The sequence below is a fragment of the Larkinella sp. genome (assembly GCF_965227735.1).
Classification (GTDB): Bacteria; Bacteroidota; Bacteroidia; order Cytophagales; family Spirosomataceae; genus Larkinella.
Window position 1 is genome coordinate 4,667,525 of the sequence record NZ_OZ245776.1, and the last position, 15,120, is coordinate 4,682,644.

Annotated in this window: 13 protein-coding genes; 10 read left to right on the forward strand and 3 right to left on the reverse strand. The window is 53.5% G+C overall.

Going from position 1 to position 15,120, the window contains the following annotated elements; translation table 11 throughout:
* Position 1 precedes the first annotated feature (1 nt).
* From ACO064_RS18300 to ACO064_RS18320, 5 genes are read left to right on the forward strand one after another with little or no spacing between them, the layout of a single operon-like run.
* A complete protein-coding gene (locus ACO064_RS18300; protein WP_421828677.1) occupies positions 2 to 601 on the forward strand; it encodes a hypothetical protein in 600 nt (199 codons plus the stop codon).
* Positions 598 to 1,500, forward strand: coding sequence for a hypothetical protein (locus tag ACO064_RS18305; RefSeq protein WP_421828678.1), 903 nt, complete (start codon positions 598 to 600; stop codon positions 1,498 to 1,500). The genes ACO064_RS18300 and ACO064_RS18305 overlap by 4 nt, the downstream gene beginning before the upstream one ends.
* 47 nt (positions 1,501 to 1,547) lie before the next feature.
* Positions 1,548 to 2,261: a hypothetical protein gene (locus tag ACO064_RS18310; RefSeq protein WP_421828679.1), complete on the forward strand. Its 714-nt coding sequence runs from the start codon at positions 1,548 to 1,550 to the stop codon at positions 2,259 to 2,261.
* Positions 2,262 to 2,284: 23 nt separating this feature from the next.
* Positions 2,285 to 3,046 carry a hypothetical protein gene (locus ACO064_RS18315; RefSeq protein ID WP_421828680.1) on the forward strand — a complete coding sequence of 254 codons (762 nt, stop codon included), beginning with the start codon at positions 2,285 to 2,287 and terminating at the stop codon, positions 3,044 to 3,046.
* 21 nt (positions 3,047 to 3,067) lie between these two features.
* Positions 3,068 to 3,880, forward strand: coding sequence for a hypothetical protein (locus ACO064_RS18320; RefSeq protein ID WP_421828681.1), 813 nt, complete (start codon positions 3,068 to 3,070; stop codon positions 3,878 to 3,880).
* A gap of 299 nt (positions 3,881 to 4,179) precedes the next feature.
* Here the strand turns inward: ACO064_RS18320 and ACO064_RS18325 are convergent, their stop codons facing one another.
* Positions 4,180 to 5,481 carry a RagB/SusD family nutrient uptake outer membrane protein gene (locus tag ACO064_RS18325; RefSeq protein WP_421828682.1) on the reverse strand — a complete coding sequence of 434 codons (1,302 nt, stop codon included), beginning with the start codon at positions 5,479 to 5,481 and terminating at the stop codon, positions 4,180 to 4,182.
* Positions 5,482 to 5,544: 63 nt separating this feature from the next.
* Positions 5,545 to 8,592, reverse strand: a complete 3,048-nt coding sequence (locus ACO064_RS18330) for a SusC/RagA family TonB-linked outer membrane protein (RefSeq protein WP_421828683.1) — start codon at positions 8,590 to 8,592, stop codon at positions 5,545 to 5,547.
* A gap of 221 nt (positions 8,593 to 8,813) precedes the next feature.
* Between ACO064_RS18330 and ACO064_RS18335 the strand changes: the two genes are divergently transcribed.
* Both ACO064_RS18335 and ACO064_RS18340 read left to right on the forward strand, forming a co-directional pair.
* Positions 8,814 to 9,239, forward strand: a complete 426-nt coding sequence (locus ACO064_RS18335) for an ABA4-like family protein (protein WP_421828684.1) — start codon at positions 8,814 to 8,816, stop codon at positions 9,237 to 9,239.
* A gap of 18 nt (positions 9,240 to 9,257) precedes the next feature.
* Positions 9,258 to 10,112, forward strand: a complete 855-nt coding sequence (locus tag ACO064_RS18340; protein ID WP_421828685.1) for a TraB/GumN family protein — start codon at positions 9,258 to 9,260, stop codon at positions 10,110 to 10,112.
* On the opposite strand, the gene ACO064_RS18345 is transcribed toward ACO064_RS18340, so the two are convergent.
* Complete coding sequence (locus ACO064_RS18345; protein ID WP_421828686.1) at positions 10,113 to 11,318, reverse strand: hypothetical protein; 1,206 nt, start codon at positions 11,316 to 11,318, stop codon at positions 10,113 to 10,115.
* Between the two features lie 139 nt (positions 11,319 to 11,457).
* Between ACO064_RS18345 and ACO064_RS18350 the strand changes: the two genes are divergently transcribed.
* The 3 genes from ACO064_RS18350 to ACO064_RS18360 all read left to right on the forward strand — a co-directional run bounded on the left by ACO064_RS18350 (position 11,458) and on the right by ACO064_RS18360 (position 15,086).
* Complete coding sequence (locus ACO064_RS18350) at positions 11,458 to 12,087, forward strand: thymidine kinase (protein ID WP_421828687.1); 630 nt, start codon at positions 11,458 to 11,460, stop codon at positions 12,085 to 12,087.
* Positions 12,088 to 12,175: 88 nt separating this feature from the next.
* Positions 12,176 to 14,422, forward strand: coding sequence for a ligand-binding sensor domain-containing protein (locus ACO064_RS18355; protein ID WP_421828688.1), 2,247 nt, complete (start codon positions 12,176 to 12,178; stop codon positions 14,420 to 14,422).
* Between the two features lie 28 nt (positions 14,423 to 14,450).
* A complete protein-coding gene (locus tag ACO064_RS18360) occupies positions 14,451 to 15,086 on the forward strand; it encodes a uridine kinase family protein (protein WP_421828689.1) in 636 nt (211 codons plus the stop codon).
* Positions 15,087 to 15,120: the final 34 nt, after the last annotated feature.

Genomic DNA, 15,120 nt, shown 5'->3' on the forward strand with positions numbered 1-15,120 from the left:
CATGAACTGGAAGAAAGCACTGCAACAACTGCCCGAACACGAACCCCGGCCCGATCTGTGGGATCGGATCGACGCGGATTTGCGGGCGGATGAAACCATCGACCGGGCGCTGGACGACTTGCCGGTTTTTGAGCCGAAAGCTGACGCCTGGGAACACATTGCCGGAAAACTGGAAAAACCGGTCGTTCGGCCGCTCTGGAAGCCTGTGTTGCGTTGGACAGCCGCAGCCGCCGTCGCTGCGGTGGTGATGGGAATCTGGCTGGTGCTGCAACCGGCTTCGGACGAAAAAGTCACAATTGCGTATGCGACTGAAACCGTTGAAACGGAATTGACGGTGGCGTCGCAGCCGCTGCAATCGGCTGTTGACCAGAAAGTTGAACGCTTTATTAACGAGCAGTGTGCGCAGCAAACCCTTGTCTGTCAGAAACCGGAGGTGAAGGAATTGAAGCAGCACCTGAACGACCTAAGCAGTCGGAAAGAAGCCGTCGAGCAGGAATTGCTGGTGTTTGGCAACGACCCGGCGCTGGTACAGGCGCAAATCAAAATTGAAAACGAACGCGCCGAGGTGACCAAAGAACTCGTCCGGATTTTAACGATATGAAAACGCTGCTTTTTCTACTGGCTTTTGTAACCATTTCCGTCTTTGCCGTTGCGCAAACCCGGTTGCAGGTGGTGACGAAAACCGTGGAAAAAGAACTGGCCTACAGCGTCGGCCAGCGCGTGAATCTGACGGCCCAGAAAGCCGACATTACGATCAAAGGCTGGAGCAAAGCGACGGTTCTGGTGCGGCTGAAACTGATTGCCAAACACCTGGAGCGCGAAGTGGCCGAACGCGAACTGGGGTACCTGAACTACGACATTCAAACCCGCAACCACGTGATCGACCTTTCCAACCGCTTCACGATTCCGCAGCGGGCGGGCGCGATCAAGGGCAATCTGAAGGCGGTTTATGAAATCTGGGTGCCGACGCGCTGCACCATAAGCCTCCAGAATACGTTCGGCGATGTAAGCCTCAGCGATCTGGCCGGCGACACGAGTTTGAAGGTGGAATTTGGTAAACTCTCTATTTCCAACCTGAACGGAAAAACCACGGTGGTTTCCGATTATGGCGACATTGACGCCACGGAGTTGGGCGGTTTTTTCACCATCAAAGCCGAAAAAGCTGAAATCACCCTCCGTGACCTGAGCGGAAACGGTACCATTCAAAGCCGGTATGGCAAACTCTCCATTCAGCCCGTCGCCAGCCTGACGGCTCTGACCGTTCAGGCCGCCCGCACCGAGGTTTTTCTGTATCCCAAACGGCTGGACGATTTTCAGTATGAGATCGAAACGACGTATGCAACGGTTCAGGTACCGGAACTATACAGCGGATACCTGAGTGCCAACAAGCGACGCTTTCGATACGCATCCAGCGGCAGTAAAGGCACCATTTCCGTAACGAATTCATACAGCCCGGTGATCATTCAGCCAAGCGTAGGCGGGGTGACGCTGGCGAAGTAAACGGTTTTTGCAACGAAGAGATATTCCTAATTCACAAAGAAATCGGTATGAAACGTCTGTACTTTTTCGGTTTTTTATGGATCTGTTCGTATGGTGCGCAAGCTCAGGGGCGTGATTCCGTACGGGTAGACTATTCGGTTGAACACGTGGACACTGCCCACCGGAACATCCGCGAAACGTTTCGGTATGTTACCCGCGCCACGGTGGAGGAAAAAACGCTGATCAAAGCCGGAGCCGTTGTTCCCCTTCCATTGGTAGGAAGATATTATGCAACGTACAGGTATGGCGTTGGTATTGGCGTGGAACAAAAAATATCGCCCGCTTTTTCCGTGCAGGGAGTTGTAATTGGACGGTATTACCGCACCGGCACAATTATCAATACGAAGGTCCTGGAAATGCCCATTGCGGGGCGGTATTATTATTCGATCAAAAAGCGAATGCGGAAGGGACTGAGTGCTAACAACTTTTCAAATGATTACGTCAGTATTCAGCTTGAAAACATTCTCTACGGAACCGGACGGTATTATTCGACTTCAACCAGTGGTAACCAGACAACTATTCTGTCTGAAAAAAATGTAAACCGCCAATTCGCTATGCTGAGTGCGGTCTCCCTGCAATGGGGAATTCAGCGACGACTTGGTTCAAAGGGGTACATGGATTTTAACCTTTCTTTTGCCGCTTTACCGGTATTAACCCAACAGAGAGTGCCTGATTTTGTAACGCCCATTAAAATCAATTTTAATCTGGGCTTGGGATGGTAATAAGCTTTTTTAATATGAAATATATGAAAACCGCTACCATAATTGGTCTGGTGTTGCTAACGATTTCTTCCGTTTTTGCTCAGCAAACCACCTATTCCCAGGAAGACAGCACCATTACCACCAGCGAACTCAAGCGGTTTTACCGCTACATCACGCGGGCCAATATAGAGGAGAGAACTTTGCTGAAGATTGGGATTCGACCGAATTCTTTCTCGCCTTTTTCGAGCGATGATATAAACTCGCATTTCGGTCTTAATTTAGAAATGGCCGTAGAGCATAAAATACATCCCTCGTTTTCCATCCTGGTTGGGATAGATTATGTTCCTCTCTATAATTCAATCAAAAGGCGTGCAACCTCTCCTCAATCGGGTTCAAAACTGATCTTTCGGTCTATCAGCCATAACGTAAAAGCTCGCTTTGGCACTCGTTACTATTACGCAATGGCCAGGCGTATTCGTGAGGGAAAAACGGCTAACAATTTTTCAGGAAACTATGTCGGATTACAGATTAGTCGCCCGGTTCTTTATCAATTTACTCGTCACGACTACGATTCTCAAACAGGAGCGCCTACCACCTCTAAACATACAACTCCTTTCTTCAGATTAGATCAGCCATCCTTCGAACTCAATTGGGGTTTACAGCGACGGTTATGGCGATTGGGGTATGTGGACGTGAGTGCTGGTCCCAGAATTACTTTTATCAGCGACAGTTCCTCACCCGTGAATATCGGAAAATACACCACGTTCTCTTTTCAATTCAATGCGTTGATTGGTATAGGCTGGTAATTGTCAACACCTTACTGGAATATGATTCTTATGAAAACTATATCCACTACCATTCTCTTTTTACTGACCGGTTTCGCACCGCTCCACGCCCAGCAAACCACCTATTCCCAGGAAGACAGCACCATTACCACCAGCGAACTCAAGCGGTTTTATCGCTACATCACACGGGCCAATGTGGAAGAAAAAACGCTGTTCAAACTGGGATTCTGGCCTAACGCCGGGGATCGGGATTTTACGGGAAGACCTTCCTTTCGGATTGGACTGAATGCGGATGTTTCGGTGGAACGGAAATTGACGCCTTCTTTTTCGGTGATGGCTGGGTTTGATTTTATGCTTCGGTACAATAAGTATGATCAATTTGCGGTGCCTTATTATAATAATGGAACTTATATTGATACCGATAGAATGTTCAGAGGATTTGTTTATGCCAAAGTAGGAACTCGGTTTTATTACGATATGGCAAAACGCATTCGGGAAGGAAAAGCGGCCAATAATTTCTCGGGAAACTACATTGGTATTCAATATACTCGGGCGCTTTCGGTTCGAGTCATCGAGCACCGCTATGATACAAAAACTGGATCATCCGAAGGGACGAATAATTATGATATAGGGGGGGCGTATGGTGCACCACTGCTTTCAGCTATGTGGGGATTTCAACGCCGGATCGGGCGACGGGGTTTTGTCGACCTCAATGTTGGGCCAGAAGTTACTGTTCCAAAACGGGAGAAAAAACATCTTTACGGGCCGGGTCGTGCACTCGGGGACTTTTATAAAAATACGTATCAGCCCAGCCTTGCTCTCCGCGTCAATGCCGTCATCGGTTTGGGCTGGTAATCTACGAAATGATCAATCGGTTATTCCTGCCGGTATTTAAACTTAACGCGAACTATGGGATTGTTGGCCGCGTAGCGGACTGATGTTTGTAGCAAAACGGATCACCCGGTTCCTCCGGCGTACCTTTGGGTACGTAATCTGATGCACTTGTTGCGTACCCAAGGGCACGCCTGAGGAACCGGGTGATCCGTTTTGCTACAAACATGTCGTGCCTATGGCACTTAATTAGCTCATAATCAATTAATAAATCCCATAGTTCGCGTTAATCTTAATACCGGCAGGAGTAAAACCGCTTCGCATCAAATCGCCGGATCAGCCGGGGTGTTGGGATTCGTTAACCGCTCCTGGTCGGGATAGGGGTAGAAATTCCGGTTCCGTTCCGTCAGGCTGGTCGGCGGGGCCGGGCGTCCGAACCGGCGGCTGTCTTCGAGTCGCAGCCCGGTCAGGAACAGTTCGGTTCCGCGTTGCTTGTAAATCTCCGTCAACAACGCATCGGCGGTAATGGCTCCGGCGTAAGCGGCCAGTCCGGGATACACCCCGAACGGATCTCCGGTTCGCTGCGTCCGAACGGCGTTGATGTCGGCCACGGCCGCCGTCAGGTCGCCATTGCTGCGCACCAGGGCCTCTGCCCGAATCAGCCGCACCTCGTCCGGCATATACACCGGAATGGGCCGGTCGATGGCGTCAAAAAAGCCTTTGAGTGTTTTCAGCGCTTCGCCATTGACGGTTTTATCGGGCGTTGACAAATAGAACGCCAGCCGACCGTCGCCCGCTTCGAGCAGCGTGGCCGGTAAGCCCAATGTAGCCCGGGGCGCGTAGTTCGCCGAAATCTGCACCTGCTGGTAAATCGGATTCGGGCTTTGCGTATTGTACACAAACTGCGAACGAGCCGTCAGATTCACCGCATTGGCCGCGGCCAGTGCCGCCGGGTAATTGCCTGCCGCCAGATTATACCGCGCCCGGTAGGCCTGGATTGTGTTGACCAGATCGAAATCGGCACCTGTCACCTGCGTGGTGAACGTCGCCGTTGGCGGGTTGGTTGCCACGAGCGAAGCGGCTTCGTCCAGCAGCCGGATGGCTTCGGTCAGGGCGGCTTTGCGGTCGGAGAACGTCACAGACCCGGTTTTGTTGGTTTGCAGCGGCACTTGCTCAAAGGCCGTGGCGAGTCCGCCGAGGGCCATCGCCTTGAACAGATTGGCGTGGGCGACAATGCCAGCGCGCAGAGCCGGTTCGTTGGCCAAAACCGTGGGCGCATTGGCGATCAGATCCTCGGCCATGCCCATCACCCGCAACATCCGCAGCCAGAGGCCCAGCACGTTCCCGTTGAACGTGGGCAGGCCCGTACCGCCCGCTTCCAGTTCCAGAATGTTCGTAAAGGTCGTAATGCCCTTGATTTCGCGGGTGGTGGTGCCGGGAGCCAGCAGCAGCGATTCGAGCGCGGAAGTTGAGTAAAACTGCCGCATCCCGATGCTGAGCGTAATCATGCCGTCGCGGGTGCTCAGTACCTGCGCGTCGGTGGGGCCGTTGGGGTTGGTGATGTCGAGCTTACAGCCCGCCAGCAGCAGAAAAACGAAGAAAATGATTAATCGTGTTGGCTTCATATCAAATGGATTGGAAAGAACGGGCGAGGGCCGAAACCGCTCCCGGTTTACCAGATAAAATCGTTAAAACGTTGCGTTGATGCCTACCGTCAGCGTGCGCGGAATGGGAACCTCCACAAAATCGAAGCCCCGAACGGCATTGGATTGACCAGCCGCGTTCGTCTCCGGATCATAACCGCTGTAGTTGTCGATCGACAGCAGGTTGCGACCCGCTACGCTAAACCGCACGTTGCGGAAGCCCCAGAATTTAGGCGTCACCGTATAAGCCGCCGACAACTCCCGGAGTTTAACGAACGAACCGTCTTCGATCCAGTTTTCAAAAATACTGAATAGGGCGGCACTCGTGCCTTTCGGAACTTCTCCGCGCAATTCGGGCTCGTAGCCTTTCAAACCGCCGTACAGATCCCGGTCGCCCACGCGCTTGGTGAAGTTGAACACATCGAAATTCTGCATCGCATCCCACTGCATCCGGAACGACCAGCGCGATCCCAGCGACACTTCGTTGATCAGCGAGTAGATAGCGGTCGGGTTCGGGTTGCCGATCACTTTGCTTAGAATCGTACCGCTCGGCTGGCCGTCGGCGGCCCGTTGAACGGTGTACGTGCCGTTGGCACCCTGAATCCCCCGCTCGCGCTGGGGCAAACCGCCGGGCGTTAGCAACAGGCTTCCGTCGGGATTGCGGGCAAAAAACGTGGCGTAAAAAGCCCCCAGCGGATAGCCGTTGACCGCAGCCACCTGTCCAAAACCGCCCGCGAAGGGCAGAACGCCGTTGCCTTCGACGCCGTCGGTGACGTTTTTGTTCTGCGTGTAGGTTGCGGTAATGTTCCAGCGAACGTTTTTCGTCTCGACCGGAATGGCCCGCACCAGCACTTCAAAACCACGGTTGGTCATCGTACCAATGTTCACAAACCGGTTGTTGTACCCAGTGCTGGGCGACAGTGTGCGGTTCAGAATCAGGTCTTTCACTTCCTTGTGGTAATAGGTAAACTCCACACCGATGCGGTTTTTGACCAGACTGAAATCCGTTCCGATTTCAAGCTCGGTTTGTCGTTCGGGTTTCACGCTGAAGTTGCCCAACTGTGCGGGAGCGGCATAACCCACCTGTCCACCCACCGAAACCGGTGAATAGTTGGTAAACCGGTCGTAGGGACCGATGGCGGTCAGGTTACCCGCCTGTCCCCAGGCTGCCCGGATTTTGAAATCCGGTAAGGCATTCGCCAGTGACGAGTTTTTCCAGAACGGTTCTTCCGATACCACGTACGAGCCACTGACTTTGGGGTAAAACTGCCAGCGGTTGTCGATCCCGTAGACCGAAGCCGCATCCACCCGACCGGCGGCCGTCACGAAAAACCGGTTGAACAGACCGAAGGTTTGCTGCGCAAATACACCAAAGAAACTCCGTTCGGTACGGCTTTCGGCTGCGAGGATGTTGGCCCCGTTGTTGATGGTCTGGCCGAAAACGCCCAACTGCTGGGCGGTGATACCCGTCGTGAAACTGCGGTCGTATTGAAGCGTGGCTCCAATACCCGTCGTGGATTTCAGCCATTCGGTGGGGCTGGCCTGGTAGCGGATGTTCAGGTCGTTGTTCAACTGCAAAATCGACGCTTCGCTTTTGCGTGAATACCCGGCGTTGTACGAGGGCGTCGTGTTGTTGGGCGGAATGTAGCCCGTGGCCAGTTGCGAATACGTATCCAGACCGAACGTAAAGTCGATGCCTAAACCGGGCAAAGGCGTCAGGTTTAGCTGGGCATCACCAATGTAACGGCTGGTCCGCTGGCGAAAATCGAAGCGGGCAATGGCTTCCAGCGGGTTGGTGCGACGCACCACCGAAACCGGGGCCGTCGAGGGATAAACGCCCGTGGCCGGATCGGGTTGCGGATTGATGAAGTTGTTGCTGAAAATAAAACCGGTCAGTGCGCCATACGCTTCGTTGATCCCGCCGTTCGGAATTTCCTGGCTGTTGCTGTAGGTATAAGCCGAACCAATGCTCAGCGTGGCCCACTTGGTCAGCGTCTGCTGAATGCGCATCCGGCTGGAAGCCCGGCTAAATTCCGACCCCTGAACGATGCCCTGGTTGGCAAAGAGCGAGCCGGAGAAAAAGTACTGGGTTGTGGGTGTTCCGCCCGAAACCGACAGATATTGCTCATGACCGGTGGCGGTTCGGAAAATATCTTTCTGGAGATCGTAGCGCGTAACCGGCGTCTGTGTTTTGTCCGTTACGGTCGCGTTGGCAAACGTCGCTGGGTATTCATTGTAGGGCAGCGTTTTCCGAATGTCACTCAACCGAAACTGGGTAGAAAACGTAATCGTCGGGCGGCCTTCCTGACCCCGTTTGGTGAAAATCTGCACGACCCCGTTGTTGGCCCGCGACCCGTAAATGGCCGCTGCGGCTGCGCCTTTGATGATTTCGATGCGCTCAATATCGTTCGGGTTGATGTCGACCAGGCGGTTTTGCGAGTAGCCCCCCAAATCGATCAGTTCCCGAGAGTCGTTATTGACAATCACGCCATCGACAATGTAGAGCGGATCGGACGAGCCGACGATGGTGCTGGGACCCCGCAGCCGGACGCTGATACCACCGGCCGGGTTACCGGAGTTCTGGGTAATCTGCGCACCGGACACTTTCCCTGCCAGCGCCTGATCGATCGAGGTGGCGGCCGAGAGTTGCAGGTCTTTGGCCTGCACTGTCGCAATGGTATTGCCGAGTTGCTTCCGGCTGGTCGCGCCGGACGTTCCGGTAACGACCACTTCGTCGAGACCCAGGGCATCATCAGCCAACGTTCCGTCGGTCGAAACGGTGGTAGTCTGCGACAAGGTAACGGTCTGCCGCTGGGTCTGATAACCAATGGAACTGAACTGGAGCGTGTAGGTGCCGGGTGCTAAACTAGCCGTAAAACGATAGGCACCATTTTGATCGGAAATCCCGCCGGTGGTGGTGCCAATAATACCTACCGCAGCGCCGGGCATCGGCTTGCCGTCGTTTTTTGTCGTTACTTTCCCTTGAAACGTATACGTTGTCGTTTGGGCTTTAATTTCCCAACCGACCAGCAGAAAAAGGACAAAGAGTAGCCCACGAAAGCCACTTTTCACATGAAATAGTTTTGATTTCATAGAATGTTGATAAAAAACCTGTAAATAAGACGAGGACTGATCGTCCATTGAGTAAGTAATGGATTTTTCAGGAAAGAAAAAAGACGTCTGTGACGAATGGAAGGTGCTTTTGAATCGGTTCGCGACGTACGATCATTTTTTGAAACGGCGCGGCAGATTGGGGCGGTTTTTGTGCCGCTATCGATTACTTTCTATAATTTGTCCTGTCCAACACCAAACCGATGTCTACCGAAACTGCTTTTCAGATCCTCAATGCGCTCGTGCTGCCGCAATGGCTGCTGATGCTGGTTGCGCCCCGTTGGAAACCGACCGATTTCCTCACCAAAATGCTGCCGATTCCGGCTCTGCTGGCGGTTTTTTACATTTATTATCTTTTTTCCGGAAATAGTGGCCTGGATTGGCAATCGTTTAGCACGCTGGCGGGAATAAAATCGTTATTTAGCCAGGATGCCGCCTTGCTGGCTGGCTGGATTCACTACCTGGCGTTCGATCTGACCGTGGGAAGCTGGATGTTGCGCGACAGCAAACGCCGGAAAGTGCCGCACGGCTGGATGATTCCGTGCCTGCTGTTCTGTTTTCTACTGGGCCCGGTCGGTTTGCTACTGTACCTTGGCGTTCGATCCATGAAACAGCAGACCATTTATTGACACGCTATGTTTACACCGATGAAAACGCTTTCTTTTTTACTCGTCCTGGTTTCCACGACCACTTTCTCGCAGTCCCTGCTGTGGAAGGTATCGGGGAACGGGCTGAAAAAACCGTCCTATCTCTTTGGTACCTACCACATTATGAAGGATAGCTACCTGAAACAGAACCCAAAGATCAAATCGGCCTACGAAGGGGCGGAGGGCGTGGTGGTCGAAACCGAAGTCGATTCGTCGGCCATGCTGTCGATGGCCATGCGGGGGCTGATGCTCGACAAAAGCCTGGACAAACTGCTGTCGCAAACGGATTACCAACTGGTGGCCGACGAATTCAAGAAGGGGACGGGCTACGATCTGGCCCTTTTCAACCAGATGAAACCCATCGTAACGGCCACCATGCTCAGTCTGGCTTACGTTCAGAAAGAGTCCGATACGCTCAACAGCTTCACGGGCTTGCCGCTCGATCTGTATTTTGCCAGCGACGGTCGCAAACGCCAGAAAACCGTCAGTGCGCTCGAAACGATGGAGGAGCAGATGGCTTTTTTGTTCGACCACGATCCGGTGGAAAAACAGGCGCAGAACCTGGTGGAAATGGTGAAGGAAAAGGACGATATGCACGACATGAGCAAATCCGTGACGGAGCTCTATCTGAAACAGGATTTGCAGGGTATGTGGAAAATGAACGAAAAATCCGGGAATAGCTTCGGCAACATGACCTACCTGCTCGATGAACGCAACCACAACTGGATGAAGCGTTTACCGGGCCTGATGGCTTCACGGCCCACCTTCGTCGCCGTGGGCGCACTGCATTTGCCCGGTCCGCAGGGACTGATCGAGTTGCTGAAAAAAGAAGGCTACCAGGTAGAACCGCAGTAATTACACCGCAAACCGGCGTTTTATAATATCGACCAGCATCGCCACTTCGTCGCTGCTCATGTCCCACAGATACTGGGCGGCATATCGGTATGAAACCAGGTCGCGGGCCTGATCGTAGCTCGTTGCGCGGTTCAGTTCTTCAATCGCTTCGTTGTATGAAGCCGCGTTGCCGTTGAACAACTGATTGATAAACATGAACTTCTGATTCAGCGAAATGCTTTTGCTGATGCTTTCGATGGGCGCACGGTAAAACGTTTCGCCAATCGTTGACGGTCCGGTCGATTCCGTATCCACTTTCAGGCTTTCTTCGAGCGTCGACGTTTCGTTCAGATGGGCGGTGGCCTGGCTGGGCTGCATCGACGGTGCGGGCGGTTCGACCGAGGAACCCGAATCCGACAGAAAAAGCGGTTTTACCGGCGCATCGTCATCCACCGGGGTGCCATTGACGGTCAGGCCCGAACCGTTGACGGGTGGTGGAACAGCGGACGTTGCCGAAACGGCGGTATTCTCCACTTCGGTATCAAAAAAGGACTTGTTCGCCGTTGATACGGGTTGCGGGGGCGAAAACTCGTAGGAGGATTTACGGAGTAAAATCACCGGATCGAGGAGCAGTTTCTCGGAAAACAACGGAATGTATTTCTCCGGTTTTTCCAGCTCACGGCCCCGTTGCATCAAAATTTCATCGAGCCAGTTCAGCGCCTGGTTGACATAAACGACACTTTTGCCTTTCATGCGGTCTTCAATAGCCGCCGGAACAAACTTGTTGATCTGGGTATAGCGGGTCAGTTGGTGGGCGGCTTCGGCCGTCAGGGAGAAGTCAGGCTGGTTGCGCAGGGCTTCATCGAAATAGTGGCGCGGGTCGAACAGCAGAATCAGCGTCCGGCGGGTGGCTTCGGTCAGCAACGGCTCCAGATGTTCCCGGCGCACCGAAATGTGTTGCGACACGGTATTCATAAATACCTGCATCGCCTGCCGCACGTCCGGGTGTTCAAAATCAAAAAAAGGACTGCGAAAACGCTCCGCATCGCTCCGCCATTTGTCGGACAGGCTGCTGATCACGAACAGATTAACCTGACTGACGGGGCTTAGCTTTAGGAGTTCCTGCCCGCTGATGACGGTGTGATGGGCAAAAAAATCACCCGCCACTTTTCGGGCGTATGATTTGCAATATTCAGTAAGGGAGGAGGCATTGAACTTGTTCGACATATCAAAATATCTTTGCTTTGTAAAGATATGGTTTTCGCTTAGAATATTCCGATCAGACATTGGTGAAATTCTCGTTAAAGCCAGTTTGGCCACTACAAGAAAGGTGCCAGATTAGTAATCTATTCAACGCTACGAACGTATGTTTATTGAACCGAACCGCCGGCGTGAACCGCCCCACCTGCGCACGGGTTGGATTGAAGTGATTTGCGGCTCCATGTTTTCCGGAAAAACCGAAGAACTGATCCGGCGCATCAATCGGGCCGTGATTGCCCGGATGAAGGTGGTGATTTTCAAGCCGTTGGTCGACACCCGGTATCACGAAGAAAACATCGTTTCGCACAACGCCAATGCCGTTCGGTCGCAGCCCGTTCAGACGGCCCACGAAATTCGGTCGCTGGCCGGTGATAGTGAAGTCGTGGGCATCGACGAAGCCCAGTTTTTTGACGATAAAGAGCTGATCGAGGTGTGTAACTACCTGGCCGACAGTGGAAAGCGCGTCATTCTGGCCGGGCTGGACATGGACTTTGAAGGCAACCCGTTCGGCTGTATGCCGCAGTTGATGGCCATTGCCGAATACGTCACGAAAGTCCACGCCATCTGCGTCGTCTGTGGCGACATCGCCAGCTATTCCTATCGCCTGAATCATTCCAAAGAAAAGGTGCTATTGGGCGAAACCGACAGCTACGAAGCCCGCTGCCGCCGGTGTTATAATCTGGGCAGTCAGGTGGTTAGCAAGGAGTGGGTGTATGAAGATAGTAATAATGAATAGCGCGGACGATTCCGAATGAATAATGATCAATGAATATCGAATATTGAATCTTGAATATCGAATAGCGAAGGGTGGGAGCGTGGTGGGAGTGGAAAACCGCTTAGGAAAGGCATTCGTTATTCGTTATTCGTTATTCAAGGTTCGATATTTAATACTGTTTATTCATTGTTTATTATTCACGGCTCCCTGCGCAAAGGCACAGCCTGGCATCTGGCATTCCCACCCCAGTTTTCTTTCTGCCCAAACGCTGGCGACTGTTCAGAACAAAATCTACTGCGCGTCGGAGAACGGTTTTTTCTACTACGATCCGGTGGCGAATGAAGCCACGCGGCTGGGTCGCGACGACGGTTTTAGCGAAACCGGCATCAGCCAGTTATTTTATGTAACGGACCAGAAACTGTTGCTAATTGGGTACCGCAGCGGCACCATCGACCTGCTATCCGTCAGTGACTCCGGCGAGCCCGGAACCCTGACTACGATTACCCTTATACGCGACGCCACGCAGATACCCGGCAGCAAACGCATCAACCACGTGTCCCGCACGGGCAACGACGCCTATTTGGCCTGCGATTTCGGGATTGTGGTGCTGGATGTCGTCAAATCCGAAATCCGCGATACCTACCGGAACATTGGCCCCAACGGAACGCCGGTGGTGGTGTTTGCCACGGCCCTGGCCAATGATTCCATCTACGCATCCACCTCGCGTGGGCTGCTGGCGGCCCGGTTTGCGCCAACGGTCAATCTGGCATTTTTTGGCAACTGGAAAACCGTCTCCCTGCCGTCTGGCGCTTCCGTTCAATCAGTGGTGGGCGTCAACAATCACTTGTATGTGGCCTGGCCGCGGCAGGGCATAGCCGAGCGGCAGGGCGGGCGCTGGACGGTAGTCAAACCGCTAGTGACGATCACCGGTTTGCTGGCAACGGCGACCGAGTGGGTTGCCACTGCGCCGGATCAACTTGAGCGCGCATCGGGCGTTCTGCTGCAAAATGCGTTGCTGGGCGAACCGAAGGAAATGACCGAAGCCGCCGGTAGTTTCTGGGTGGCCGATTCGTTGTCGGGATTGCTGCGCCTAACCGGCACCGCCGTTCAGTCCGTTAGTCCTGACGGCCCGGCTTCGGATGTGTTTCAGCGGCTGGCTGCCGACCCGTCGGGTCAGGTGCTGGCGTTGCCGGGTGGTTTTACGGATGATCTGAAACCGCTCCGTCGCCGTCGGGGCTTCGATCGGTTCAGCGATGGCCGCTGGCAGAACTTTCTGGCGTCGTCACTTCCCACCGATTTCGTCACGGCGGCTTACAACCCGACCGATCAGCGGACGTATCTGGGTAGTTTAGGGGGCGGATTGTGGTCGTCCGACAACTCCAATTCGGCAGAAGTCGTGAACCGGGTTTTTGCCAACATCAGCAGCCTGGCGGTCGATCCAAACGGTGATGTCTGGCTGGCAACGCCAACGCTGGATTTCGGAAAAGCTACGGTTCAGGTCCGGCGGAAAACCGGGCAGTTCGAATCGTTCATTCCGGGCCGGGGCGATATTCACCAATTGATTCTGGACGACAACGGTTTTTTGTGGATGCGGCTGAGTGCAACCAACGGCGGGGGACTGCAGGTTTTTGACCCGAAAACGAACCGGACCCGGCTTTTGTATAACCAGTCGGGCGAAGGCGATTTGCCGGATCGGAACGTTCGGTCGCTGGTGAAAGACCGCGATGGGCTGATCTGGGTGGGTACGGATAATGGCGTGGCGGTTTTTGATAATCCGGCCGCGGTTTTTACCGGAACCGTCAACGCGTACCGGCCGGTTTTCGACCGTCGGCGGTTGCTCAGTGGCGAGTCGGTGACGGCGCTGGCGGTCGACGGCGGCAACCGGAAATGGATCGGAACCACCAACGGAATCTATCTTTTCAACGAAGATGGGACGGTTTTGGTTGAAAATTTTACCGCCGACAACAGTCCGTTGCCTTCTTCCCAAATCACCGATATTGCGGTTGAACCCACGCGTGGCGAAGTTTTTATGGCTACGCCCAACGGCCTGGTTTCGTACGGTGGAACAGCCAGCGAACCCGCCCCGGTTTTTGCAGGCATCACGGTTTTCCCGAACCCGGTCCGGCCCGATTTCGGCGGGTTGGTCAGCATTCGGGGGCTGGTCGAAAATACCGTGGTCAAAATCATGGATGCGGGGGGGCAACTGGTCTACGAAACCCGGTCGCAGGGCGGAACCGCCACCTGGAACCTGCGCGACTACCGGGGCCGATCCGCCGAAACCGGGGTCTATTTTGTTTTTGCGGTTTCGCCCGATGGCAAAGAAGGATTGGCGGGGAAATTGGCCGTCGTGCGGTAATTGTGGTTTCAACGTTTATTTTTGTAGGATGACCACCAAACCATTCATTGTCGGGATCACGGGCGGGAGCGCATCGGGAAAGACATCGTTTTTGAAAGGACTCATCTCCGCATTTTCGGAAGACGAAATTTGCCTGATTTCGCAGGATAATTATTACAAACCACTGGATCAGATTCCGCGTGATGACATTGGGGTGCACAACTTCGATTTGCCGCAAACCATTGATCACCTGCGGTTTGCCTGGCACATCCGGCAGCTTCACGAAGGCCAGGTGGTCGAAACGATGGAGTACACGTTCAATAACCCGAATGTGGTTCCCCAGAAGCTGATTTTCAAACCAACACCCATCATTGTGGTGGAAGGAATTTTCGCTTTTCACTTTGACGAAGTGGCGGAACAGCTTGATTTAAAGGTGTTTATCGATGCCAAAAACAAGATTAAATACGAACGGCGGATGGTGCGCGATCAGGCCGAACGCGCCCTGACCCCCGAAATGATCAAACACCAGTGGGATTACCACGTCAAGCCAACCTACCAGGAATTTATCAAACCCCATAAAGCAATGGCGGATATTGTCATTCCCAACAACCTGCACTACCAGAAGGGGCTGGAGGTGGTGATCGGGTATTTGAAAGGGAAAGTCGCTACTTTCGAACCAAAATAACAAAAACCGGTCGCCGGATGCGGTGACACTACTT

What these genes read in the sequence shown, in the direction of transcription:
- ACO064_RS18345 (WP_421828686.1), bottom strand. Translation starts at nt 11,318, where the DNA reads ATGTCGAACAAGTTCAATGCCTCCTCCCTTACTGAATATTGCAAATCA.
- ACO064_RS18335 (WP_421828684.1), top strand. Translation starts at nt 8,814, where the DNA reads ATGTCTACCGAAACTGCTTTTCAGATCCTCAATGCGCTCGTGCTGCCG.
- ACO064_RS18305 (WP_421828678.1), top strand. Translation starts at nt 598, where the DNA reads ATGAAAACGCTGCTTTTTCTACTGGCTTTTGTAACCATTTCCGTCTTT.
- ACO064_RS18330 (WP_421828683.1), bottom strand. Translation starts at nt 8,592, where the DNA reads ATGAAATCAAAACTATTTCATGTGAAAAGTGGCTTTCGTGGGCTACTC.
- ACO064_RS18315 (WP_421828680.1), top strand. Translation starts at nt 2,285, where the DNA reads ATGAAAACCGCTACCATAATTGGTCTGGTGTTGCTAACGATTTCTTCC.
- ACO064_RS18360 (WP_421828689.1), top strand. Translation starts at nt 14,451, where the DNA reads ATGACCACCAAACCATTCATTGTCGGGATCACGGGCGGGAGCGCATCG.
- ACO064_RS18340 (WP_421828685.1), top strand. Translation starts at nt 9,258, where the DNA reads ATGAAAACGCTTTCTTTTTTACTCGTCCTGGTTTCCACGACCACTTTC.
- ACO064_RS18350 (WP_421828687.1), top strand. Translation starts at nt 11,458, where the DNA reads ATGTTTATTGAACCGAACCGCCGGCGTGAACCGCCCCACCTGCGCACG.
- ACO064_RS18320 (WP_421828681.1), top strand. Translation starts at nt 3,068, where the DNA reads ATGATTCTTATGAAAACTATATCCACTACCATTCTCTTTTTACTGACC.
- ACO064_RS18310 (WP_421828679.1), top strand. Translation starts at nt 1,548, where the DNA reads ATGAAACGTCTGTACTTTTTCGGTTTTTTATGGATCTGTTCGTATGGT.
- ACO064_RS18325 (WP_421828682.1), bottom strand. Translation starts at nt 5,481, where the DNA reads ATGAAGCCAACACGATTAATCATTTTCTTCGTTTTTCTGCTGCTGGCG.
- ACO064_RS18300 (WP_421828677.1), top strand. Translation starts at nt 2, where the DNA reads ATGAACTGGAAGAAAGCACTGCAACAACTGCCCGAACACGAACCCCGG.